This is a genomic window from Oceanithermus desulfurans, from assembly GCF_014201675.1.
Lineage (GTDB): Bacteria > Deinococcota > Deinococci > Deinococcales > Marinithermaceae > Oceanithermus > Oceanithermus desulfurans.
The window spans coordinates 195,428-218,950 of the sequence record NZ_JACHEZ010000003.1; the positions used below are offsets into that span (position 1 = coordinate 195,428).

Consider the following 23,523-nt stretch of genomic DNA (forward strand, 5'->3'; position numbering starts at 1 on the left):
CCGGCTCCCGCATCCCGTAAACTAGAGCCATGCGCCTCGGCCTGTTTTCGGACGTCCACGCCAACTTTCCGGCCCTGGAGGCCACGTTGGGGACGCTGGACGAGGAGGGGGTGGACTTCCTCCTCTGCCTCGGCGACGTGGTGGGCTACGGCCCGCACCCGCGCGAGGTGGTTCAGCTGCTGCGCCGGCGCAACATCGTCTGCACCCTCGGCTCCTCCGACGCCAACCTGGCCTTCCCCTTCGCCAAGACCGAGCGCGAGGGGGTGGCCGACGAAATCCTCGACTGGACCCGCGAACAGCTGACCGACGAGGAACTGCACTGGCTGCGCTACCTCCCCGTCACCTACCGCCTCCACACCCCCTTCGGGCGGCTGCGCGGCTTTCACGGCCTGCCCTACCAGCCGGAAAAACGCTTTCCGCTCTCCAAGCCCTCGGCCGAGCTGATCCCCGTCTTCGAGCGGTTGTCGAGCCGCATCGTCGTCACCGGCGGCAGCCACGTACCCTTCCACCGCCAGGTGGGCGACTACTGGCTGATCGATCCCGGCTCGGTGGGCATGACGCTGGGCGGCGAGCCCGGCGCCGACGCCATGATCCTCACGATCGCGGAGGACGCCGTCGAGGTGGAAACGCTCAAGATCGACTACGACATCGGCCAGACCGTCTTCGACGTGCAGGCCTGGGGGCTCCCGGACGTGGTGGCCCAGGCGATCCGCAACGGCGGCCTAGCCGAAGAGCTCTAGCGCCCGGTTCACGTAGCCGCGCGCGGCCTCCCCCAGCGAGCCGCGCGCGCCCGCGGCCTCCGCGCCCCTGCCGGTGCGCGCGGCGGCGGCGGCTGCGGTGGCCCGGACCCGCTCGCTTGGATCGGCCAGCGCCGCGGGCAAGAGTCTCGCCAGCGCCTCGGGGTCGCGGTTGGCGAGGACGATCAGGGCGTTGCGCGCCAGCGCCGCGCGGCCGCTGCGAAGGAAGGCGCTGCCCGCGTAGCGCCGTGCGAAGGCCCGGTTGGAAAGCCTGAAGAAACCCTCCAGGTCGGGCCAGGCCAGCTCCGGATCGGGGAGCGGGTCCGCGGCGCGCGGCCTGCGGTTCCAGGGGCAGACGGTCTGGCAGTCGTCGCAGCCGAAGAGCCGGTCGCCGATGCCGTCCCAGAGTTCCAGGGGGACGAGGCCGCGGTGCTCGATCGTCCAGTAGCTGACGCAGCGGCGGGCGTCGACGACGCCGTCGGCGACGATCGCCCCGGTGGGGCAGGCCTGCACGCAGGCGGCGCAGCGGCCGCAGCGATTCGGATGGGGCGCGGCGGGGGGCGCGGGCCAGGAGGTCAGCAACACCGCGAGGTGCCGGTAGCTGCCGCCCTGCTGGGTGAGCCACAGGCCGTTGCGGCCGATCCAACCGCCGCCCGCGGCCGCGGCGTAGGCCTGTTCCAGCACCGGGCCGTGGTCGACGTAGCCGCGGCAGCGCCCCCCGAGACGCCCACAGAGGTCTTCGAGGTCGCGCAGCCGGGGATCGATCCGCAGGTGGTAGTCACGCACCCAGGCGTAGCGGGCCACCCGGCCCAGCCGCACGCCCCCCGCCGGCCGGGGCGGCTCGGGGTAGGCGTAGGAAAGGCTGAGCACCAGCGCGCCGCGGAACCAGGGGAAGCGGCGTGCGGGATCGATGCGCGCGTGGGGGTCGCGCGCCAGGTAGGCCATGCCGGCGTGCCGCCCCGCCGCGAGCCAGTCCAGGTAGGCGCGGCCGTAGGCCTCGGGCAGGCGCGCCGGCGCGAAATGCACGTCGAACCCACGCCGACGGGCGGCGTGGGCGAGTTCCTCGAGCGGGTTCATGGGGTCACTGCACGCGGTCGGGGTAGACCTCCGCGTCGGCGTGCGCCACCAGGTTCTTGACGAAGCGTTCGATGGCCCGGCTTTCGATCCGGGCGCGGATCTGACCCCGCACCTCCTCGTAGGGGCGCACGCGCGCGGGAAGCCGCTCGTTCATGCGGATCACGTGCCAGCCGAACTGGGTCTGGACCGGCTTGGAGACCTGGCCGGGCTGGAGCGCCAGGGCGGCCCGCTCGAACTCGGGCACGAAGCGGCCCAGGGCGACGCAGCCAAGGTCGCCCCCGCGCGGGGCGGAGCCCGGGTCCTTGGACACCTGCCGGGCCAGCTCAGCGAAGTCGGCGCCGTCCTTGAGGCGGGCGATCACGTCCTCGGCCTCCTCGCGGCTGGGAACCAGGATGTGCGCGGTGCAGATCTGCTCGGGCTCGGCGTAGGCGCTTTGGTCGAGCAGGTAGAGCATGCGCGTGGCGGCCTCCGACACCCTCAGGCGCTCGCGGATCCAGCCGATCATGGCCTTGTAGGCCATGGCGTCGTAGGCCATGCGCCGGTAGGTGGCCACGTCGGGGATGCCGTACTGCTTGAGCGCGGCGAGGAAGGCGTCCTCGCCGGAAAGCCGCTGCTTGGCCTGTTCGACGCGGCGGTCGATCGTGGCCTCGTCGGGCGCGAGGCCGAGGCGCTCGGCCGCCTGGACGACGACGGCGTCCTGCACCATCCGCTGGAGGTACTGCTTCTTCAGCGGCGCCAGCTGGGCGCGCTGCTCGTCGCTGAGCGCCGCGCCGCCGGTGCTTTGGCGGAGGAAGAGGTCGAACTGCAGGTCCAGGTCGGCCTGGGTGATGACGCGGTCGCCCACCCGGGCCACCACGGTCGCGGCGCTCGCCAGCGCCGGCGCGGCGAGCAGGGCGAGGATCAGCAGGAACGCAAAGGGTCGTTTGTGCATGCGCCCATGCTACCCCATCGGGCGCACGTCGTACTGCGCCCAGGGCTGGGCGGGCAGGCCCGAACCGATCAGGACCCGCACGATCCGGCTCGCCAGCTCCTCGAGGCCACGTCCCTCGAGCGCCGAGACCGCGACCCCGCCCAGCTGCTCCTCGAGCCGCATGCGGTCGAAGGGGTCGGCGCGGTCGATCTTGTTGACGACGACGAGCCGCGGCGCCTCCAGCCCCATCTCCCCGAGCCGCTCCTCGACCACGCGGTGGTGTTCGAGCGCTCCGTCCGCGGTGGCGTCCACCACGTGGAGCACCAGGTCGGCCTCGTAGAGCTCCTCGAGGGTGGCGCGGAAGGCCGTCACCAGCGCCGGGGGCATGTCGCGGATGAAGCCCACGGTGTCGGTAAAGAGGACCTCGCCGTAGCCCGGCAGGTAGCCGCGGCGGGTGAGCGGGCGCAGCGTCGCGAAGAGTTTGTTCTCGCCCGCGTCGCCCTTGCGGGTCAGGGCCCGCAGCAGCGTCGTCTTGCCGGCGTTGGTGTAGCCGACGATGGCCACGACGGGCACGCGGTTGCGCTTGCGCGACTTGCGCGCCTCGCGGCGCTGCTTGGCGATGCGCTCGATCTCGCGGGTCAGCCGGTGGATGCGCTCGCCGATCCGCCGGCGGTCGACCTCCAGTTTGGTCTCGCCCGGCCCGCGGGTGCCGATGCCGCCGCCCAGACGGCTGAGCTGCTTGCCCTTGCCGACCAGGCGCGGCAGCAGGTAGCGCAGCTGCGCCAGCTCCACCTGGGCCTCGGCCTGGGGGGTGCGGGCGTGCCGCGCGAAGATGTCGAGGATCAGCTGGGTGCGGTCGAGCACCTTGAGCTGGGTCGCCTGCTCGATCGCCCCCGCCTGCGCCGGGGTGAGGTCGACGCCGAAGATCAGGGTGCCGGCGTTTTCGTGGTAGGCCACGCTGGTGAGCTCGTCGAGCTTGCCCCGGCCCACCGCGTAGCGCGGGTCCAGGGTGCGGCGGTAGACCAGCTCCCGGTGCACCACCACGCCCCCCGCGGTGCGCGCCAGCTCGGCCAGCTCCTCGAGGCGCAGCTCGGCCTCGGGGCCCTGGCCCTCGTCGATGCCGACGAGGATGACGCGCTCGCCCGAGCCGTCCTCGAGCTCACGCAGGTCGGCCTGCCGCGCCAGTTCCTCTTCCAGCGCGGCCAGCGCCGCGCCGTAATCCCACTGCAGGTAGGCGTCCCAGGGGCGCGCGGGGTAGATGCGCCAGTCTTCCTCCTCGGCCTCGGGGGGCACGAGGTGGGCCAGGTGGGCCCGGGTGGGCCGCCCCTCCTCGACGTCGAGGGCGACAATCGAGTCGTAGCGGTGCAGGAAGAGGGTGGAGAGGTCGGGGGCGCTCAGGCCGCCGCCGCCCAGATGGGTGTGCACGATGCGGTAACCCGAAAGCCGCGACTCCAGGTAGGCGTGCTCGGGCACCGGCAGCGCTGCGGCGTCGCCCACGGCGACCGCGCGCATCTGGCCGTTGCGGGCCAGCAGCAGGCTGACCGGCCGCCCGACCTCGGCGGAGAGCTGGGCCAGGGTGCGCGCCAGCTCCGCGGTGTAGAGCCGGTTCGCGGGGACCCGCCGGCGGTACAGGTTCCCGAGCTTCTTTTTCAGGGAAGGTTTGAGTCCTTGGACGTTTCCGTAAAGTTTGTTCATGTACGTTTGGCTGCGTCTCTTGCGCAGTTACATTCTACCACGAACTGGACATTCTCCGGCCGCGTGGGTAACGTGGGGCCGTGCGGAGATGGCGCGTAGGCCTCGCCGGACTGGCGCTCTTGGGAGCGCTGGTCGCGGCCCGCGTGCCCGAGGCCGCGGCCGAGCCCCGGCAGGCGCTGGTGCTGGGCGCGGCCCAGTACGACGGCGTCCCCTCGCCCGTCTTCCGCGCCCGCCTGGACGCCGCCCTGGAACTGTACCGCAGCGGCCGCACGGCACGCATCGTGGTCAGCGGCGGCCGCGCCCCCGGCGACCGCTTCAGCGAGGGGGCGTCGGGCTGCCGCTACCTGGAGGACCGCGGGGTGCCCGCCGCGGCGCTGGCCTGCGAGACCGAGAGCCACAGCACCTGGGAAAACCTGCTACGGGCCCGGCCGTTGCTCGAGCCCGGTCCCGTCTGGATCGTTACCGACGAACCCCACCTGCCGCGGGCGCTGCTGCTGGCGCGCCGGCTCGGCCTCGAGGCGCGCGGCTGGCCGGTGCGGGGGCATTTTTCCAGCAGCTACCGGCTGCGCGAGCGGCTGCTCTACGCGCTCGCGCGGCTGGGGTTCACCCACTGAGGCTTCAGTCGCCGCCGTTTTCGAGGGATTTGAGGTAGCCCTCGAGCAAGGCCCGGAACTGCTCCTTGAAGAGGTCACGTTCGCGGCGCAGCACGTCCAGGTCGCGCTGGACCCGCTTCACGTGCTCCACCGCCTCGCGCAGGGTCTGCTCCTTGAGGCTCTGGGCCTCCTTGACGATCAGCTCGGCCTCGCGCTGCGCCTGCTGCTTGACGTCGCGGGCGATGCGCTCGGCCGCCACCACGGCACGCTTGAGCTCCTCCTCGTTCTGGCGGTGCTGCTGGAGGCTCTCTTCCAGCTCGGCCACCTGCTGCTCGAGCCGCTGCTTTTCCTCGACCAGCTCAGCGACGAAGTCGGCCAGCTGCGCCAGGTAGGCGCGCACCTCCTCGACCGCGTAACCGCGCAGGCCGCGCTTGAACTCCTGATAACGGATGTCGAGCGAGTTGAACTCCATCGCTGACCAGTCTACCCCTCGAAGAGCGCTCGTCCCACACGCACCAGGGTGGCCCCCTCCTCGACGGCCACCTCGTAGTCGCCGGACATTCCCATGGACAGCTCGGGGAGGCCGTGCTCGCGCGCCATCGCAGCCAGCTCCCGGAAGACCCAGCGCACCTCTTCGGGGTCGTCCGCCAGCGGGGCCATCGTCATCAGACCCCGCAGCTCCAGGGGTTCCAGACCCCGCAGCGCGCGCACCGCCGCGTCCAGCGCGGACGGATCGAGGCCGTGCTTCTGCGGCTCCTGCGCCACGTTGACCTCCAGCAGGATCCGCGGCCGGTAGCCCTCGCGCTCGGCGCGCGCCGCCAGCGCCTCGGCGAGCCGCAGCGAGTCCACCGAGTGGACCAGCCGGAAGGGGCGCAGGTAGCGCACCTTGTTGCGCTGCAGGGGGCCGATGAAGTGCCACTCGCGCTCGGGCCAGGCGGCGATCTTGGGGCGCGCCTCCTGGATGCGGTTCTCGCCCAGGGGGAAGTCGCCGTAGCGCAGCACCTTGCGCTCGATCTCGTCCAGGCCGTGGCCCTTGGTCACGGCCACCAGACGCACGTCCGCGGGGTCGCGCCCGGCGCGCCGGGCCGCGGCCTCGATGCGGGCGAGCACCTCGGGAAGGGCCATCGCTAGGGCAGCTCGGCGACGATGCCGGCCACGAGCCTGCGGAAGACCGGGCTGCGCTCCTGGGCCACCCGGATCACCTCCTGCTCGTCGGCGTGGTGGGTGCTGTCGGCCAGCGCCATGTCGGTGATCGTGGAAAGCCCCAGCACCCGCGCACCTAGGTGGCGCAGCGCGATCACTTCGGGCACGGTGGACATCCCGATGGCGTCGGCGTACATGCCGTAGCGGTAGATCCGGAGCTCGCTGCGGCTGGCGTAGCTGGGCCCGCTGATGGCCAGGTAGACCCCTTCGCGCAGGCGCACGTCCTGGGCCCGGGCCACCCGCCGCGCCACCTCCAGGTACTCGGGGTCGTAGGCGTCGAAGGTCACGGGGAAACGGGGGCCGAGCCGGGGGTCGTTGGGCCCGCGCAGCGGGTTTTCGCCCATGGCGTTGATGAAGTCCAGGTGGAGCATGAAGTCGCCCGCCCGGAAGGCCGGGTTGAGCCCGCCGGCCGCCGAGGTGACGACGAAGCGCGCGGCGCCCAGGAAGTAGCCGACCCGCACCGGGAAGACCACCCGTTCCATCGGGTAGCCCTCGTAAAAGTGCACCCGGCCCTTGTAGGCCACCACGGACCGCCCCGCGAGCCGCCCCAGGATCAGCTTGCCCTCGTGGCCCGGCGCCGTGGACACCGGGAAACCCGGAATCTCGCCGTAGGGGATCTCGGCCACGGTGTCGATCTCGTCCGCGAGCGGGCCCAGGCCCGACCCCAGAACGAGGCCCAGTTCCGGTGAAAAATCGGTGCGCGCGCGCACCGCCTCCACCGCGTTCATGATCGCCTCGTAGCTCACGATATTACGTTACCACACGGGTCTCACGCCTACTTCACCCGTGGCGGTAGCATCAGGGTATGCGACGTTACCTGGTCCTGGTCCTCCTGCTCTTCGGCTTCGCCCTGGCCGCCCCCCTCGCCGAGATCCGCATCGAGGGGGCCGACCCGGTGCTCACCGCGCTGGCGCGCGTGGCCCTGCCCGTGGAACCCGGGCAGGACACGGCCTCGATCGACCTCGAGGCCGTGCGCGCCGCGCTCATGGACAGCGGCTACTTCCGCAAGGTCGAGGTCGCCCTCGAGGGCGACGTGCTGCGCGTCCGGCTCGAGCCCAACCCCCCCATCGCGGGGGTGGAGGTGAAGGCCGAGGCCTTCCCCCCCGAAGAGCTGGCCCGGCTCCTCGGGGACGAGCTCGCGCTGGGGCCCGGCGCCACCTACAACCCGGTGCGGGCGCGCGAGGGCGCCGACCGGCTGGCCTCGCTTTACCGCGAGCGCGGCTTCCCCTTCGCGCCCGAGGTGGCCCTCGAGACCCGCGAAGGCCAGGACGGGGTGCAGCTGGTCTACACGGTCAAGGAGACGCCGCCGCTCAAGAAGCTGGAGCTCAAAGGGGCGACCGTCTTCCCCGAGTCGGAGCTGCGCGCGGCGTTCAAGCCGCTGCTCGACCACGGAAGCTTCGCCTGGGACCTGTACCGCGCGGCCGTGGAGCAGGTGAACCGGCGCTACTTCGACGCCGGTTACCGTTTCTCGGGCGTCGACACCCGGCGTTCGCGGCTGGAGGACGGGGTGCTCACCGTCTTCGTGCGCGAGCTCAAGGTCGTGGAGGTGGACGCTTCGGCGCTGGACGGGGTCCAGCCCCAGGTGCCGCTCGGTGAGGTGCTCAACTACGACCGGCTGCTCGACGAGATCGCCCGGCTTTCGCGGCAGCTCGAGCGTGAGATCAAGCTGCAGCTCGAGCCCGTCGGCAGCGACGGGGTGCGCGTCGTCCTCACCCCGGGAGCGGTGCGCTACGGCAAGATCCGCGAGGTCCGCATCGAGGGCGCGACCGCGCTGGACCCCGGGACCCTGAAGCCGCTGCTGCGGCTGCAGCCGGGCGACCTGTTCTCGCCCGAGCTGGCCCAGGAGGACTTCCTGCGGATCCAGAAGGCCTACCGGGAGGCGGGCTACGAGATCCGCGCCCAACCCGACTTCGCCTTCAAGGACGGCGTCTACCTGCAGAAGGTGCACGAGCTGCGCATCGAGGGCTACCGCCTCGAGTGGCAGGGGGCGCACAGCACCAAGGACTTCGTCATCCTTCGCGAACTCCCCCGCCCCGGCGAGCTCTTCTCGGTTCCCGCCATCCGCAAGGGAATCAGCAACCTGCTGCGCTCGGGGCTGCTTGCGGAACCGCCCGCGGTCTCCACCGCCCCCGGCGCGGCCCCCGACCGCGTGGTGCTGGTGCTCGGCCTCAAGGAGGCCAAGTCCACCGTCCTGGCGCCCGCCGTGGCCTGGTCCAGCATCGAGGGCTGGAGCGGCCAGGCCACGCTCGAGAGCAAGAACCTCTGGGGCCGCGCCCACCAGGCCAGCCTCAACCTGGTCTTCGGCGAGAACGACGCCGGGGACAACCTGACCCTGCGCGCCAGCTACAACATCCCCTGGCTCTGGCTCGACGCGCTCGACTTCCAGCAGGTGCCCACCAGCCTGAGCCTCAGCGTCTACACCTACCCCCAGGGCAACCTGCCGCTCGAGGACGCGAACGGCAACGACACCGGCTGGGAGTACACCGAACGCCGCAGCGGCGGCAAGTTCTCCATAGGCCGCCCCTGGTCGGGCGAGCTCGAGAACCTGAAGGTCTTCGCCAACCTGGACGCGGAGTGGGTCTACCCCAAGCTGGAGATCTACGACCCCAACAAGCCCAGCACCCCCGACGAGGCCACCGCCCGCAGCCTGCTGCCCATCCCCTACCAGAGCTACTCGATCGGGGCCTCGGCCACCTACAGCACGGTCGAGAACCCCCAGTTCCCCAGCCAGGGCTTCACCCTCACCGGATCGCTCGCCTACGGCCTCAACCTGCCCTACGGCGGCAGCCTCAGCCAGTTCGTTCCCGGCTGGGTCAACTTCAAGACCTACACGGTCGTCGAAGGCGACCCGCGCCAGGTCTTCGCGCTGCGGGCCTCGGCGGGCGCGGTGCTGGGGGATCCGCCGGCAAGCCGCGTCTTCTTCCTCGGTGGCAACCAGACCGAGATCACCACGCTGCGCGGCTACAACCCCATGGAACTCTCCGGCCGCTACCTGCTGGGCAGCTCGCTGGAGTACCGCTACGACTTCAACCTGCAGACCACGATCAGCCAGACCGTGATCGGCATCCTCTTCGTGGACGTGGGCTCGGTGTGGAACCCCGGCGAGGCGCTGGACCTCAAGACCGGCTTCGGGGCCGGGGTGCAGCTGAACCTGGGCTACGGCTCGGTGCTGCTGCCAGCGCTGCGCTTCGACTACGGCTTCAGCGCCGCCCACCCCAGCGGGGTCTTCCACTTCCGCATCGGCCCGGTCTTCTAGCCCTCGCCGCGCCGTACCCCCTTGACTGGGGGTACGCTTTTCGGGGAGGACCAATTTAAACTGGTCTCATGGCCTACGAAGAAGGGCCCGAGGCCTTCGCGGAACGGTTTGCGGAGTACGCGGTGGCGGTGGAGCTCTTGCCCCAGCCTTTCGGCTACCCGCTGCTGGAGGCGGTGACCCCGGTGGGCGTGCTCTACCCCTTCGACCGCGGGGCGCCGCCGTCGCCCAGCGGCCCGGTGGAGCTCGTGCTCCACGCCGTGGTCGCCTCGTTCCGCTACCGCAAGCAGCCCCCGGGCGTCCAGGCCCTCGCGGGCGGCCGCCACCGCCTTTGCGGACGCGTCCAGCGCGAGATCGCGCCGGGCTTCTACCTGCTCGACTGCGGCCTGCCGCTGGTGCTGGCCTCGGACGAGCCGCTGGAGGCGGGGATGGCGATCGAGGTGACCGCCGAGCCGCCGCTGATGGCGTTCCGCAGCGAGGGGGGGCGCGTCTAGGTGCGCTGTTCCCGCTGCGGCGCGCGCAACCCCGAGGGCTTCCGTTTCTGCGGGCACTGCGGCCATCCGCTCAGCCCCGCCCCGCTGCCCCAGCGCCGCTGGGCGACGGCGCTCTTCTTCGACCTCACCAACTTCAGCCGCTACACCAGCGCCCACGACCTCGAGGAAACCCACCGCACCGTCCACCGCCTGCTCGAGCGCGCCCGCGACTGCGTGACCGCGCAGGGGGGGTACGTCGACAAGTTCTTCGGCGACGGCATGCTCGCGGTCTTCGGGCTGCAGAAGAGCCGGGAGAACGAACCCATGCGGGCGCTGCAGGCCGCCGCCTGCATGGTGGAGGCCACCCAGGAGGACGCGCCGGAGCTGCGCGGCCGCGTGGGGCTGGCCACCGGGCTGGTGCTCCTCGGCCCTCTGGGTAGCGAGCAGGGGCAGCACCAGACCGTGATCGGCAACCCCGTCAACCTCGCCCAGCGCCTGGCGGCGTCGGCGCCCGGCGGCGTCGTCTGGCTCGACCAGGTCACCGCGCAGCTGGTTCCCGAGGCCAACCTCGAGCGCCTCAAGCCGCGCCTCTTCAAGGGGTTCCGCGAGCCGCAACCGGTCTGGGTCTTCCACGGCTGGGGCGCGCGCAACCACCCCCTCTTCGGCCGCGAGCGCGAGCTCGCGCAGGTGACGGCCTGGCTGCTGGAAGCCGAGCGGGGCGGCGGCCGGGTCGCCGTCATCTCGGGACCGATCGGCGCCGGGAAGACCTTTCTCGTCGATGAGGCCCTGCGGCGCCGCTCGGGACGGCTGCGCACCCTCCACGTCCCCGACCTCGAGCTGGGGGTCCCCCTGCGCGACACCCTCCAGCAGGTGCTCACGCGCGGGCTGGGGCTGCCACCCGAGGCGATCCTGGACCGCCTCCCCCTCGCGGACCTCGACCGCAGGGTGCTCGCCTACGCACTGGGCCTGGAGCCGGAACGGCCCGCGCCGCCGGAAGACCTCGAAAACACCCTGGTCCGCAGCTTCCGCCGCATCCTGCAGCACCTCGCCGACGAACGGCCGACGGTCGTGGTGGTGCGCAGCGGGCCGCGCGACCACGCGCTGCTCGAGCGCATGCTCGCAGGGCTGCGGCGGGAGCCGCTGCGCGGCCTGACCGTGCTGGTGCTGCGGCGCTCGCCGGCCGCCGGCGCGGACCTGGTGCTCGGCCCCCTCAAGCCCAAGGACGCCGACGCCTACCTGCGCCACCTCAACCCCGAGCTCTCGCCCGAAGAGCGCGCGGCGATCTACCGCGAAAGCGGCGGCCTGCCGCTGGCGCTGCGCTTCCTGGCGCTTTCGGGCGACCCCGGCACCTCGGTGATGGCGGCCTACCAGTCGCGCCTGGACACGCTGCAGCCGCTCCACCGCAAGGTCCTGCTCTACGCCGCGCTGGGCCAGCCCGGAAGCTGGACCGGCCTGATCCAGGAACTCCTCGGGGAGGGCGCGCGCGACGCCGTGGCCGACCTGGTCGCCGACGGCTACCTGCTCGCGGAGACGGCCGCGCGCGAGGACGAGACGATCCTGCGGGTGGCCGACCCGCTGCTGCAACGCGCGGCCCGCCTCTTCCTCTCGCGCGAGGAGCGCCAGCGCCTGCACGAGGCGTACTGGCGCTGGCTCGAGCAGCGGTCCGAAGGCCGGCTGGCCGCCCTGGCGGCCGAGCACGCCCTGCTCGCGGGTCGGGAGCGCGAAGCCGCCCGCGCCTACCTGCGGGCCGGCGACGCGCAGAAGCGCGAGGGCATCTTCCGCGGGGCCGAGCAGCACTACCTGACGGCGCTGCCGCTCCTGCCCGAGGCCGAGCGGTCCGAGGCGCGGCTGCGGCTGGCGGCGCTGCACCTTGAAGGCGGCTCGCCCGAGACCGCCCTGCGGTGGCTCGAGCAGGAAACCTCGGCGGAGGCCGTGCGCCTGACGGGCCTGGCCCAGGCGCGCCTGGGAAGGGTGCAGGAGGCCCGCGTCAACCTGAGCCGCTACCTCAAGCTGCGCCGCGGCGACCCGGAGGTTACGCTGGCGCTGCTGGCGCTGGAGCCGCCCGCAAAGCGGCTGCCGCGGCTGCGCGCCATGACCGCCGACGGCCCCTCCGGGCAGCAGGCCGCCTACGAGCGGCTGCTCGCCGAGACGCTGGCGCAGCTGGGCCGACTGGAAGAGGCCGCCGCGGCGATGCGCACGGCCTACCGTCTCTACCTGCAAAGCCACAACGAAAGCCGTGCGGCCGAGGCCGCGCTCGCGATCAGCGGCTTTGAGTGGATGGCGGAACGGCTCGGCGTCGCCGCCGAGTGGGCCGACCGCGCGGTCGAACACGCGCGCAAGGCGCACCCGGGGCTGGCCACCACCGCCTGGAGCGTGCGCGCGGGCCTGTGGCTCGACCAGGGCCGCGCCGGGGCCGCGCGGGCGGCGCTGGACCAGGCGGAGCAGCACCTGGACCACGCCCGCACCCCCGACGAGCGCGCCCGCATCCACGCCATCCGCATGCGCTTCCTCATCGAGACCGGCCGGCTGGCCGAGGCCGTCGCCCTGGGCGAGGAAGTCTACCGCGCCGAACCCCACCCCTGGCTGGCCGCCAACCTGGCCCTGGCCTACGCCCTGCGCGGAGGACGGCGCGGCGAGCGGCGTTTCCGCGAGCTGCAGCGCCGCCACGCCGCCGAGGCCACGCCCCCGGGCCGGCTCCTCTTCGCGCTCTCCGAGGCGCTGCGCACCTGGCGCAACGGCGGCGACCCGGTGCCGATCCTCAAGGCCGCGCGCAAGGAAGCCCGCGCCAGCGGGCCCTACCTGCACTACCTGACCCTGATCCTCTGGGGCCTCTACCTGATGCAGCACCACCCCCAAAGGGCGCTGGCCCTCGCCCGCCACCTGCAACGGCGCGCCAGCGCCGGAGGCTTCGTCGTCGTCGGCGAGACCGCGCGGTTGCTGCGCGCGGAGGTGGCGCTGGCCCGCGGCGAGCCCATCGAGCACCTGCTGCGCTTCGAAGCCTCGCTGGCGGCGCAGGAGACCTGGCGGCGCTCCCTCCTGCTGCAGCTGGAATCGCCCGCCCCCGGACCCGCCCGCGGACTGGGCGGCTACGGTATCCTGGGGGCGTGGGCCCGCCTGCGCTGGCGCGAGGCCCGAACCCGCGGAACCCATGGATCCTCGCGAAGAAATCCGTAGCCGCCTCGACTTCAAGGCCGTCGTCGAGCGCTACGTGCCCTTGAAGCCGGCGGGCAAGGGCCGCTGGAAGGGGCTCTGCCCGTTCCACAACGAAAAGACCCCCTCCTTTTACGTCGACGAGCAGAAGGGGATGTTCTACTGCTTCGGCTGCAAGGCCGGCGGCGACGCCTTCAAGTTCGTGCAGATGATCGAGGGCGTGGGCTTCCGCGAAGCCCTGGAGAAGCTGGCGCAGGAGACGGGGGTGGAGCTGCCCGAGCGCGGGCCGGCGCACCGGGCCAGCAAGGACCTGATCGAGGTCAACCGGCTGGCGCTCAGCTACTTCCGCAACCACCTCGAGGGTCCGCCCCTGGCGTACCTGAAGCGGCGCGGCCTCGACGACGCGACGATCGAGCGCTACGCGCTGGGCTTCGCGCCGAAGCGCTGGGACGGCCTGGTGAACTTCCTGAAGCGGCACGACGTTCCCCTCAAACTCGGCCTGGAGGCGGGCGTGCTCGCCGAAAAGGACGGGCGCGTCTACGACCGCCTGCGCGCGCGGGTGGTCTTTCCCATCCGCGACCCCATGGGCCGCGTCGTCGCCTTCACCGGGCGGGCGCTCGCGGACGAGGACACCCCCAAGTACCTGAACACCCCCGAGAGCGACGTTTTCAAGAAGAACCGCCTGCTCTACGGCTACCCGGAAGCGCGCAAGAGCATCCGCGAGCGCAAGCGCGCCATCGTGGTCGAGGGGTTGTTCGATGTCCTCGCGCTGGCCCAGATGGGCTGGACCGAGACGGTGGCCGTGCTCGGTTCCGCGCTCTCGCCCGAGCAGGCCCAGCTCCTGGAACGCGCGGAGGCCGAGCGCCTCTACCTGGCCTTCGACGCCGACGAGGCCGGGCGGCGGGCGACCCTCGCGGGGCTCGACGTCGGGGTGGCCCGGCGCTTCCTCACCTTCGCGGTGCTGCTGCCCGAAGGCCGCGACCCAGGCGATCTGCTCACCGAGGCGGGGGGGAAGGCGGCCTTCGCCCGGGCGCTCGACGACGCCCTGCCGGAGGTGGAGTTCCGCTTCGCCGCGGCCGCCGAGGGCGTCGACCTGAACACCGCCGAAGGCAAGCGGCGGGTGCTCGAGCAGCTGCTGCCGCGCCTGACCGACGCCGAGCCCTTCGACCCGGTGGCCGAGGCCCTCAAGGCGGTGATCGTGGACCGCCTGGGGCTCGACCCACGCGCGCTCGAAGACCTGGTCCAAAGCCAGCGGCGGCGCCGGCGCCCGGTCGTGGAGCGGGCCCAGGTGGAGGCGGCGACGCAGGACCCGGGCGACCGCCTGCTCCTCCTCGAGCTGGACGTGATCGCCCAGCTGCTCGCGGTCGATCCGGACCAGTTGGCGGACTGGGTGCGCTACGTGGAAGACCACACCTGGCCGTCGGACGACGCCTTTCTGGCCGAGTTCATCCGCGTGGCCGAAGAAGAGGGGTACAAGCCCCGGCGCATCCTCGACCGCTTCGCCGGCCGTGGAGAGGGGGGTCGGCTCTTCGAACGGCTGATGCTCTCGGGCAGCGAACACCCCGCCGAGCACAAGGAACACCTCGACAAGAGCCTCGCGCGGCTGCGCGAGGGTTACCTGCGACGCAAGCGCGCGCGGCTCACCGCGGCCTTGAAGGAAGACCCCGAGCACGCGCTCGAGATCCTCAAGGAGATCCAGGAACTCGACCACGCCATCGAGGCCGAGCGCCGCCTCTACCGGGCGAACAACGGCGGCGGCTGAACCCGGGATCACCCCTTTTCGACGACCCCGACCCCTGCTTTTCCGTCCACCCGAACGGGGTCGCCGTATCCGGCCGCGATCCGGGCCGCGCAGCCAGCCGGGGTTCTGTGGGCCGCCGGCCGTCCTGCCTGATCCCGCACCGCGCACGCCGTACCGCTTACCACACACCACGCACTACGTACTACGTACCACGTACTATGAACCACGAACCAGCCTCACACGATCAGCATCGCGTCGCCCAGGCTGAAGAAGCGGTATTCGCGGGTCAACGCCTCGCGGTAGGCGGCCATCGTGAGCTCGTAGCCCGCGAAGGCGGCCACCAGCATCAGCAGGGTGCTGCGCGGCAGGTGAAAGTTGGTCACCAGCCCGCCGACGACCCGGAAGCGGTAGGGCGGCCTGATGAAGAGCCGCGTCTCCCCCGCCCCCGCGCGCACCCCCTCGCCGGGCGCGAAGGCCGACTCGAGCGTGCGCACCACCGTGGTCCCCACGGCGACGACCCGCCGCCCCTCAGCCAGCGCGCGGTTCACCTGCGCCGCCGCCTCTGGGGGCACCTCGTAGCGCTCCGCGTGCATCCGGTGTTCCTCGATCGACCCCTTCACCGGCTGAAAGGTGCCCGGCCCCACGTGCAGCACCACCCGCGCCTGCTCGACGCCCATGGCCGCGAGATCCTCCAGCAGCCGCGGGGTGAAGTGGAGGCCTGCGGTGGGCGCGGCCACCGAACCCTCCCGCCGGGCGTAGACGGTCTGGTAGCGCGCCGGGTCCACCGGGCGGTGCAGGTAGGGCGGCAGGGGCGTCGCGCCCAGGCGCTCCAGGCGCGGCCGCACCGCCCCCGAAAAGACCAGCAGCCGCAGCCCTTCGTCGTCCACCGCCGCCACCTCGGCGGCGAGCTCCCCGAAACGCACCCGCGCCCCGGGGCGCAGCCGGCGCCCGGGGCGAACCATCGCCCACCAGCGATCGGGGGCCTCCTCCCGCACCAGCAGCGCCTCGACGCGCGCGCCCCCCTCCTTCACGCCCGCGAGCCGGGCGGGAATGACCTTCGTCTCGTTGAAGACGAGCAGGTCCCCGGCGCGCAAGAAGCGCGGCAGCTCGAAGAAGCGGGCGTGCGCCCGCACGCCGCGGCCCCGCTCGACCACCATCAGGCGGCTGCGGTCGCGCGGCTCGACTCCTTCCTGGGCGATGCGCTCCTGGGGCAGGGGGTAGTCGTAGTCTTCGACGCGCCGTCCGGGCTCGTTCACTTGGTGCCGGGGTAGTTCTTCTCGCGCTGGGGCATGAAGGGCTCGTCGATCTCGGGCAGATGGGTGAACTGGTCCACCGCGTCGATGAGCTTCTGCGCCGTGGTCTCCTTGAAGGCGATCACCTCGACGCGGATGCCCTTTTCCATGAGCACCTCGAGGATGTCCACGAAGTCGCCGTCGCCGGAACCCAGCACCACCACGTCGAGCGAATCCATGAGCCGCACCATGTCCGCGGCGATGCCCATGTCCCAGTTGCCCTCGTAGATGGGCTTGCCCTCGTCGGTGGTGTGGTGCACGCTCAGGTTCATGCGCCGCACCCGGTAGCCCATGGTGGAGAGCTTGTAGATGAAGGGCCAGGCGGAGGTGTCGTTCTCGCGCTCGACCACGTAGGCGGTGGCGCGGACCAGCTGCCGCCCCTGCACCGCACGCTTCAGCAGGCTTTCGAAGTTGACGGTGCGTTCGTAGTAGTCGCGCGCGGAGTGGTAGAGGTTCTGCGTGTCCACGAACAGGCCCACGCGCTGCATGGCGTTCCAGCCCATCGGGTGCTTCACGTTAGCGTCCTCCGTTTCAGGGGATGGTGCAGGGTGTCCTCGCTGCCGTCGTAGTACTTGTGGCGCACCGTGATGGCCTCGTCCGTCAGGTCGATGACGGCGTAGCTGGGCCGGCCCTTGCCGCGCAGACGGTTGGTGGTGGCCGTGCCGGCGTTGACGATCAGCATCTCCTCGAAGCGCCAGACCCAGGGCACGTGCTTGTGGCCGTTGAGCACGAGCTCCACCCCGTGGTCGACGAGGACCTTCAGCAGGTCGCCGGCGTCCTGCAGGATGTTGCGCTCGCGGCCGGCGCCGGGCACCGGAAGCAGGTGGTGGTGGGTGACGAAGACCTTGAGGTCCCCCGGTGCGGCCGAGCTCAGGGCTTCGTGCAACCAGGGGTAGAGGCTGCGACCGATCCGCCCTTCGTCGAGGTCGGGCTCGCTGGAGTCGGCGGCCACGATGTGCACGCCCGGCAGGCGCACGACGCGGTAGCGCGAGCCGTAGAGCTCCTCGAAGTGCACGTAGCCGACGTTGCGCGAATCGTGGTTCCCCGGTGTGACCAGCATGGGGACCTCGAAGCGTGCGGTCCAGCGCGCGGCTTCCTCGTACTCGTACGCCAGCCCGCGATCCGTGAGGTCTCCCGAGATCACCAGCAGGTCGGGGCGCTCGCGGTTGACCTCGTCCACGAGCTGCTCCATCAGCTGCGGCTGGAAGTACTTGGAGGCCACGTGGATGTCGGAGATGTGGTAAAGGCGCGTCATGGCTACGGGACCATTCTACCCGGCCGCCCTAACCGGTATTGCGCATCCCCGCGGCGATGCCCAGGATGGTCGAGAGCAGCGCCCGCGTCGTCGATTCGCGGTCGGGGCTCTCGGGCGGGAGGCGGCGGTAGCGGTAGAGCAGCTCGATCTGCAGATGGTTGATCGGATCGAGGTAGGGGTTGCGCAGCTCCAGGCTGCGGGCGAGCGCCGGAGCGCCGGCGAGCAGGGGGCGGCCGCGCGCCTTCTCGAGCATGGCAAGGGCGGCGTCGTGGGCCCGTTCGATCGCCGGGAAGAAGCGTCCGGCCAGCGGCGGCTCGACGAGGCGGAGGTAGCCGCGGGTCACCTCCAGGTCGGTCTTAGCCAGCGAGAGCTCGGCGCCCTCGAGGACGCTGCAGAAGAAGGGCCAGCCGTCGTGCATCTCGCCGAGGAGCGCCGGGTCAATGGCCGCGAGCCCCTCGCCCAGGCCGTACCACCCGGGAAGGTTGGCGCGCACCTGGGTCCAGGCCATGACCCAGGGGATCGCCCGCAGGTCGCGGATTTCCTGGATGCGGCCGTGGCGGTAGACCGGGCGCGAGGCGATCTTGAGCGCGGCGATCTCGCGGATGGGGGTGAGCTGCTCGAAGAAGGCGAGGAAGCCGTCCGCGGCCAGCAACTCGCGGTAGACCTGCGCCGAGCGGGCGGCGGCGGCCTCGATGGCCGCGACCCAGGCCGGCTCGGGCGCGAAGGCGGCCTCGGGGCCGTAGCCGGCGTCGCGGGCCGCGGCAAGCCAGAGGTGCGCGATCGTCTCCTCCAGGCTGCGCAGGGCCAGGTCGGGGTGGGCGTACTTGTCGGCCAGCGCCTCCCCCTGCTCGGTGATGCGGATCTCGCGACCCACCGTGCCCACCGGCAGCGCCGCGATGGCACGCCCCGCCGGGCCGCCGCCGCGCGCGGTCGAGGTGCCGCGGCCGTGGAAGAAGCGGACGCCGACGCCGGCGGCGCGCGCGGCCGCGGCGATGCGCTCCTGGGCGGTGTAGAGCGCCCAGTTGGCCGCCAGGTAACCAGCGTCCTTGTTGGAGTCGGAGTAGCCGATCATGACCTCCAGCGCCCCCCGGGCCTCGACCTGGCGGCGGAAGACCGGGTTGGCCAGCAGCCGCTCGACGGTGCGGCCCGCGGCGTCGAGGTCGGCCAGGGTCTCGAAGAGGGGCACCACGTCGAAGGGTGCGCCGCGGTCGGGATGGTAGCGGCCGGCCTCCCGCGCCAGCAGCAGCACCTCGAGCAGGTCGGCGGGGCTCTTGGTCATGCTCACCACGTAGGCGCCGCGACCGTCCCAGACCGCGAGCGTCCCCAGCGCCCGCTGCAGCGCCCGGCCTCGGGGGCGGTACCCCACGGGGGCGAGGGGGCGCGCCGAAGCGAGCTCCCCGGTGAGCCAGGCCTCGCGGCGGCCTGCGTCCCAGTCGCCGTAGTCGTTCCCCAGGCCGGCCGCGGCGACGAGCTCGGCCACCGCCTGGCGGTGCTCGCCCGACTCCTCGCGCAGGTCCAGGTCCGCGAAGCTGAGTCCGAAGGTGCGCGCCGCCTCCTCGAGCGGCCGCACGCCGCGCGCGGCGAAGGCGGTGAACCCCATCGCCTCGAGCGTCCGCCGCAGCCGCTCGAGGTCGCCGGCGAGCTCGCCGGCGTCGCCGTAGGCCCCGGGCCCCGAGCCCAGGGTGTGCTCGAGCCGGTAGTAGACGCCCATCAGGTAGCGCCGCAGCGGCTCGCCCTCGAAGCGGGGCGCGCGCTCGATCAGCGCCAGCGCCCGCTCGGCCGCCTCGCGCAGCTCGCGCGGCACCGGCAACCGGCGCTCGGAGACCGAGAGGTCGCGGACCAGCTCGTCGAGCTCGCGGCAGAAGTGCTCCACGTAGAGGCGGCGGGCGTGATCCTGCGCCCAGGCGGTGACCTCGGGGGTGACGGCCGGGTTGCCGTCCCGGTCGCCGCCAATCCAGCTGCGGGTGCGCACCGGGCTCGCCGCCTGGAAGCGGCGGCCGAAGGCCCGCTCGAGCGCGTCCTCGATCCGTTCCACCAGGCGCGCCTGCGCCGACCAGAGGCTTTGGGGAAGGTAGTAGAGCGCGCCCTTGACCTCGTCCTCCACGGTGGGCTGGGTGCGGCGCAGCTCCTCGGTGGCCCAAAGCAGCTTGACCCGCTCGCGCACCGCCTCCCCGTCGCCGCGCGCGAGCGCGTCGCGCAGGCGCTCGAGATGGTGGCGCACCGTGCGCCGCCGCGCCTCGGTGGGGTGGGCGGTGAAGGTCAGCCACAGCCGCATCGAGCGCGCCAGGCGCGCGGCCTCCTCGGGCGGCACCCCCCAGGACGCCAGGGTGCCGGCCGCGCGGGCGAACTCGCCGCCCGCGTCGGCGGCCGCGTGCACCCGGTGGTAGGACTCGGCCAGGTTGGCCAGGTAGAAGAAGCTGGTGAACGCCCGCGTCAACCCCTCGGCGCGGTGCAGGTCGAGACCACCGACCAGGGCGACCAGCGCTTCGCGTTCGGCGTCGTCGGGCTGCTGCCGCAGCCGCTTGGTGCGCGCGCGCACCTCCTCGACCAGCCGGTAGAGGCGCTCACCGCTGACCTCGCGGATCGCTTCGCCGAGCGCCCGGCCCAAACGGTCCACGTCGCGCCGGAGCGCCTCCGGCAGCGTCACGGCTCCTCCCAGCGGTAGGGGCTGATCGCCTGCACCCGGGGACCGTCGAAGACGAGCTCGGTGGCCACGAAGAGCGCCGGACCCTCGGCGCTGCGGAAGGGCTGCGGCCGGGCGGTGAGGAAGCGGTCGAGGAAGGTCTTCACCTCGCCGCCGATGATCGAGCGGTAGGTTCCGGTCATGCCCACGTCGGCCTGAAAGGCGGTGCCCCCGGGCAGGAAGCCGGCGTCGAGGGTGGGCACGTGGGTGTGGGTGCCCAGCACCGCGGCCACCCGGCCGTCGAGGTAGAACCCCAGCGCGTACTTCTCACTCGTCGCCTCGGCGTGGATCTCCACGATTGCGGCGTCGTGCGGCACCTCTTCGAGGACGCGGTCGACGGTGCGAAAAGGGTCGTCGAGGGCGTCCATGAAGACGCGGCCCATCACCTGGACCACCAGCAGCCGGAAACCGCCGCGCTCGAGCACCCACCACCCCCGCCCGGGCGTCCCCGGGGGGTAGTTGGCCGCGCGCACGATCGGCTCGCGCTCGATCAGGTCGTAGACGTCCTTCTTGTCCCAGGCGTGGTTGCCCAGGGTGATCAGGTCGGCCCCGGCCTCGCGCAGGATGCGGTAGCTCTTCTTGTCCAGCCCCTTGCCGCCGGCGGCGTTCTCGCCGTTGACGATGACCCAGTCGTAGCGGTCGCGCACGTCGGGCAGGTGCATGGCCACGGCCCGCAGCCCGGGCCGCGCCACCACGTCACCGACGAAGAGCACGCGCATCTAACGCTCAAACCGCCGCTTCCAGACCGGCCATCAGCAGACCGATCTGTTCTTCGGTGACCTCGTCCGGACGCACCTCGCCGACGATCCGGCCCTCGTACATCACCAGGATGCGGTCGGAGAGGCTCATCACCTCGTTGAGGTCGGCCGAGACGAGGAGGACCGCCATGCCCTGGTCGCGGGCCTCGATGATGTTCTGGTGGATGAACTCGATGGCGCCGATGTCGACGCCGCGCGTCGGCTGCGCCGCCACCAGCAGCTTGGGGTTGCGCGCCAGCTCGCGCCCCACGATGATCTTCTGGGCGTTGCCGCCCGAGTAGCGGCGGCCGATCAGGTGGATGCTGCGCGGCCGCACGTCGAAGCGCTCGACGACCTGCTCGGCGTAGGCGTTGATCACCCCGTCGTTGAAGAAGCCCAGGAAGCCGGCGTAGGGCTCGCGGTAGTGGTCGCCGAGGATGATGTTGTAGCGGGTGGGGAACTCGAGGATCAGGCCGCGGTCGTTGCGCTCCTCGGGGATGTGGCTCACGCCCCACTCGCGCACCTTGCGGGCGCTGGGGTGCACGGCCTCGCCGTTGTAGCGTAGCGTGCCCTTGAAGGGGCGCAGGCCGGTGATCACCTCGACCAGCTCGGTCTGGCCGTTGCCCTCCACGCCGGCGATCCCTACCACCTCGCCAGCGTGCACCTGGAAGGAGACCCCGTCCAGGCGCGGGCGGTGGCCCGCCCCCTCGACCCGCAGGTCTTCGGCCTCGAGCACCACCTCCCCGGGCTCGGCGGGTTTCTTCTGCACGGTGAGGATGACCTCGCGACCCACCATCATGCGCGCCAGCTCGGCCACGCTGGTCTCGGGGGTGTTCACCGTACCCACCACCTTGCCGTCGCGGATCACGGTCACCCGGTCGGAGACCTGCATCACCTCGTCGAGCTTGTGGGTGATGAGGATGATCGCATGGCCCTTCTCGGCGAACTCGCGCAGGAACTTGAACAGCTCCTCCACCTCCTGCGGGGTCAGCACCGCGGTGGGCTCGTCGAGGATGAGGATCTTGGCGTCGCGGTAGAGGGTCTTGAGGATCTCGACGCGCTGCTGCGCGCCCACCGGCAGGTCTTCGATGATCGCGTCGGGGTCGAGGTCGAAGCCGAGCTCCTCGATCAGCTCCACCACGCGCTTGCGGGCGGCGGTGTAGTCGATGGCGGGGCCGGACTTGGGCTCCATGCCCAGGATGACGTTGTCGAGCACGGAGAGGGTGTCCACGAGCATGAAGTGCTGGTGCACCATGCCGATCCCCAGGGCGATGGCGTCCGAAGGGTCGTGGATCTCGACGCGCTTCCCGTCGACGAAGATCTCGCCCTCGTCGGGGCGGACCAGCCCGTAGACGATCTTCATCAGCGTGGACTTGCCCGCGCCGTTCTCGCCCACGAGCGCCAGCACCTCGCCCCACTTGACCCCGAGGCTGATGTGGTCGTTGGCCAGCACCAGCGGGTAGCGCTTGGTGATGTGGTTCAGCTCCAACGCGAATTCGCTCACGCACGCAGTATACCAACCGAAGGGGCCGCCCCCGAGGGAGCGGCCCGCGTGGCTTCGCTAAGACTTTAGCGCGAGGAAGGAACCTTGATCTCGCCGCTGAGGATCTTGCGCTTGATGATCTCGAGACGGGTCACCACCGCCTGCGGGATCAGGGCCTTGTTGTACTCGTCGAGGGCGTAGCCCACGCCGTTGTTCTCGAGCCCGAACTCGTGGATGCCGCCGCTGAAGGTGCCGTCCACGACGCTCTTGATGGTGTCGTAGGTGGCCACGTCCACGCGCTTCATCATCGAGGTGAGGACGAAGTTGAGGGTGGCGGGGTTGTTGTCGGTGTCGCCCAGGTAGTTCTGGTTGGCGTCGACGCCGATGAGGAAGATCGGGCGCTGGTCCGCACCGCAGGGATTGCCGGGCACGTTGCGGAAGGGGTCACGGATGAACTTCTTGCCGCTGATGCACTGGGTCTGCTTGATGTAGTCGAGCACGCCCAGGCCCGAGCCGCCGGCCGCCGCGTAGATGATGTCGGCGCCCTGCGAGACCTGCGCCTGCGCGATCTCCTTGGCCTTGGCCGGGTCGTTCCAGGCGGTGGGGGTGTTGCCCACGTAGTTGATGATGACGTTGCAGTCGACGCCGTCCTCGGCGCAGGCGTACTCCACGCCGGCCTTGTAGCCCTGCTCGAACTTGTGGATCAGCGGGATGTCCATGCCGCCCACGAAACCGACGGTGCCGGTCTGGGTGAGCTTACCGGCGATGTAGCCGACCAGGAACGAACCCTCGTGCTCACGGAAGACCAGGCTGGCCACGTTGGGAAGGTCGACCACCGAGTCGATGATCGCGAAGTTGATGTCGGGGAACTCCTTGGCCACCGCCTCGATCGCGCCCTGGTTGGCGAAACCGACGGCGATGATCAGGTCGAAGTCCTCCTCCGCGAAGTTGCGGATGCCCTGGATCACCTGGCTGGGATCGGAGGGCTCGAAGTCGAACAGCTCGATGCCCAGGTCCTTGGCGGCCTTCTGCGCGCCTTCCCAGGCCGACTGGTTGAAGCTGCGGTCGTTCTTACCGCCCGCGTCGAACGCGATACCCACACGAACCTGCGCCATCGCCAGGCCCATGAAGGCCGCCAATACCATGCCCAACACTGCCCATCGTTTCATACTCGACCTCCTTCAAGGTTTGCGTTCCTATGGCTCATCGCCAGCGCCATTATATGCCAGGCAGGCGTGAAG

19 protein-coding genes are annotated in these 23,523 nt (G+C 71.5%); 6 read left to right on the forward strand and 13 right to left on the reverse strand.

Going from position 1 to position 23,523, the window contains the following annotated elements; genetic code table 11:
- The first annotated feature begins 29 nt into the window (after nt 1–29).
- Nucleotides 30–740, forward strand: coding sequence for a metallophosphoesterase family protein (locus tag HNQ05_RS05105; RefSeq protein ID WP_147146665.1), 711 nt, complete (start codon nt 30–32; stop codon nt 738–740).
- Here HNQ05_RS05105 and queG read toward each other — a convergent pair.
- The 3 genes from queG to hflX are packed head-to-tail and all read right to left on the reverse strand — an operon-like array spanning nt 723 to nt 4,419.
- Nucleotides 723–1,814, reverse strand: a complete 1,092-nt coding sequence (queG, locus tag HNQ05_RS05110; protein ID WP_147146663.1) for a tRNA epoxyqueuosine(34) reductase QueG — start codon at nt 1,812–1,814, stop codon at nt 723–725. The genes HNQ05_RS05105 and queG overlap by 18 nt on opposite strands.
- 4 nt (nt 1,815–1,818) lie before the next feature.
- Nucleotides 1,819–2,745 carry a peptidylprolyl isomerase gene (locus HNQ05_RS05115; protein ID WP_147146655.1) on the reverse strand — a complete coding sequence of 309 codons (927 nt, stop codon included), beginning with the start codon at nt 2,743–2,745 and terminating at the stop codon, nt 1,819–1,821.
- Between the two features lie 9 nt (nt 2,746–2,754).
- Nucleotides 2,755–4,419 (reverse strand): GTPase HflX, encoded by a 1,665-nt coding sequence (gene hflX, locus HNQ05_RS05120; protein ID WP_147146653.1) that lies wholly within the window; start codon nt 4,417–4,419, stop codon nt 2,755–2,757.
- 80 nt (nt 4,420–4,499) lie between these two features.
- Here hflX and HNQ05_RS05125 point away from each other — a divergent pair, with 80 nt between their 5' ends.
- A complete protein-coding gene (locus HNQ05_RS05125) occupies nt 4,500–5,033 on the forward strand; it encodes a YdcF family protein (protein ID WP_147146651.1) in 534 nt (177 codons plus the stop codon).
- Nucleotides 5,034–5,037: 4 nt separating this feature from the next.
- Here HNQ05_RS05125 and HNQ05_RS05130 read toward each other — a convergent pair whose 3' ends face one another.
- Genes HNQ05_RS05130 through HNQ05_RS05140 form a run of 3 tightly spaced genes read right to left on the reverse strand, consistent with a single transcriptional unit; the run spans nt 5,038 to nt 6,943 of the window.
- Nucleotides 5,038–5,484 carry a DivIVA domain-containing protein gene (locus HNQ05_RS05130; protein ID WP_013457465.1) on the reverse strand — a complete coding sequence of 149 codons (447 nt, stop codon included), beginning with the start codon at nt 5,482–5,484 and terminating at the stop codon, nt 5,038–5,040.
- Between the two features lie 11 nt (nt 5,485–5,495).
- Nucleotides 5,496–6,137: a YggS family pyridoxal phosphate-dependent enzyme gene (locus HNQ05_RS05135; protein WP_147146649.1), complete on the reverse strand. Its 642-nt coding sequence runs from the start codon at nt 6,135–6,137 to the stop codon at nt 5,496–5,498.
- Nucleotides 6,138–6,139: 2 nt separating this feature from the next.
- Nucleotides 6,140–6,943 (reverse strand): purine-nucleoside phosphorylase, encoded by an 804-nt coding sequence (locus HNQ05_RS05140; RefSeq protein ID WP_147146794.1) that lies wholly within the window; start codon nt 6,941–6,943, stop codon nt 6,140–6,142.
- Nucleotides 6,944–7,020: 77 nt separating this feature from the next.
- Here HNQ05_RS05140 and HNQ05_RS05145 point away from each other — a divergent pair, with 77 nt between their 5' ends.
- The 4 genes from HNQ05_RS05145 (at nt 7,021) to dnaG (ending at nt 14,853) form a co-directional block, all read left to right on the forward strand.
- On the forward strand, nt 7,021–9,471 hold the full coding sequence (locus HNQ05_RS05145; RefSeq protein ID WP_147146647.1) for a BamA/OMP85 family outer membrane protein: 2,451 nt from the start codon (nt 7,021–7,023) through the stop codon (nt 9,469–9,471).
- A gap of 68 nt (nt 9,472–9,539) precedes the next feature.
- Nucleotides 9,540–9,962 carry a hypothetical protein gene (locus HNQ05_RS05150; protein WP_147146645.1) on the forward strand — a complete coding sequence of 141 codons (423 nt, stop codon included), beginning with the start codon at nt 9,540–9,542 and terminating at the stop codon, nt 9,960–9,962.
- On the forward strand, nt 9,963–13,115 hold the full coding sequence (locus HNQ05_RS05155; protein ID WP_147146643.1) for an adenylate/guanylate cyclase domain-containing protein: 3,153 nt from the start codon (nt 9,963–9,965) through the stop codon (nt 13,113–13,115). It begins immediately after the preceding gene.
- The gene (gene dnaG, locus HNQ05_RS05160) at nt 13,090–14,853 is read left to right on the forward strand and encodes a DNA primase (RefSeq protein WP_147146641.1); all 1,764 of its coding nucleotides are present in this window, start codon (nt 13,090–13,092) and stop codon (nt 14,851–14,853) included. Before HNQ05_RS05155 ends, dnaG begins: the two co-directional genes overlap by 26 nt.
- A 215-nt stretch (nt 14,854–15,068) precedes the next feature.
- Here the strand turns inward: dnaG and queA are convergent, their stop codons facing one another.
- The 7 genes from queA to HNQ05_RS05195 form a co-directional block, all read right to left on the reverse strand.
- Complete coding sequence (gene queA, locus HNQ05_RS05165) at nt 15,069–16,088, reverse strand: tRNA preQ1(34) S-adenosylmethionine ribosyltransferase-isomerase QueA (protein WP_147146639.1); 1,020 nt, start codon at nt 16,086–16,088, stop codon at nt 15,069–15,071.
- Nucleotides 16,085–16,627 carry a LabA-like NYN domain-containing protein gene (locus HNQ05_RS05170; RefSeq protein ID WP_147146792.1) on the reverse strand — a complete coding sequence of 181 codons (543 nt, stop codon included), beginning with the start codon at nt 16,625–16,627 and terminating at the stop codon, nt 16,085–16,087. Before HNQ05_RS05170 ends, queA begins: the two co-directional genes overlap by 4 nt.
- Nucleotides 16,628–16,635: 8 nt before the next feature.
- Entirely contained in the window at nt 16,636–17,379 is a 744-nt protein-coding gene (locus tag HNQ05_RS05175; RefSeq protein ID WP_147146637.1) for a metallophosphoesterase family protein, read from the reverse strand.
- Nucleotides 17,380–17,407: 28 nt separating this feature from the next.
- Nucleotides 17,408–20,026, reverse strand: coding sequence for a phosphoenolpyruvate carboxylase (locus HNQ05_RS05180; RefSeq protein ID WP_147146635.1), 2,619 nt, complete (start codon nt 20,024–20,026; stop codon nt 17,408–17,410).
- A complete protein-coding gene (locus HNQ05_RS05185) occupies nt 20,023–20,781 on the reverse strand; it encodes a TIGR00282 family metallophosphoesterase (RefSeq protein ID WP_147146633.1) in 759 nt (252 codons plus the stop codon). The genes HNQ05_RS05180 and HNQ05_RS05185 overlap by 4 nt, the downstream gene beginning before the upstream one ends.
- Nucleotides 20,782–20,788: 7 nt before the next feature.
- The gene (locus tag HNQ05_RS05190) at nt 20,789–22,303 is read right to left on the reverse strand and encodes an ABC transporter ATP-binding protein (RefSeq protein ID WP_147146630.1); all 1,515 of its coding nucleotides are present in this window, start codon (nt 22,301–22,303) and stop codon (nt 20,789–20,791) included.
- Nucleotides 22,304–22,368: 65 nt separating this feature from the next.
- Nucleotides 22,369–23,451: a BMP family lipoprotein gene (locus HNQ05_RS05195; RefSeq protein ID WP_147146628.1), complete on the reverse strand. Its 1,083-nt coding sequence runs from the start codon at nt 23,449–23,451 to the stop codon at nt 22,369–22,371.
- Nucleotides 23,452–23,523 lie beyond the last annotated feature (72 nt).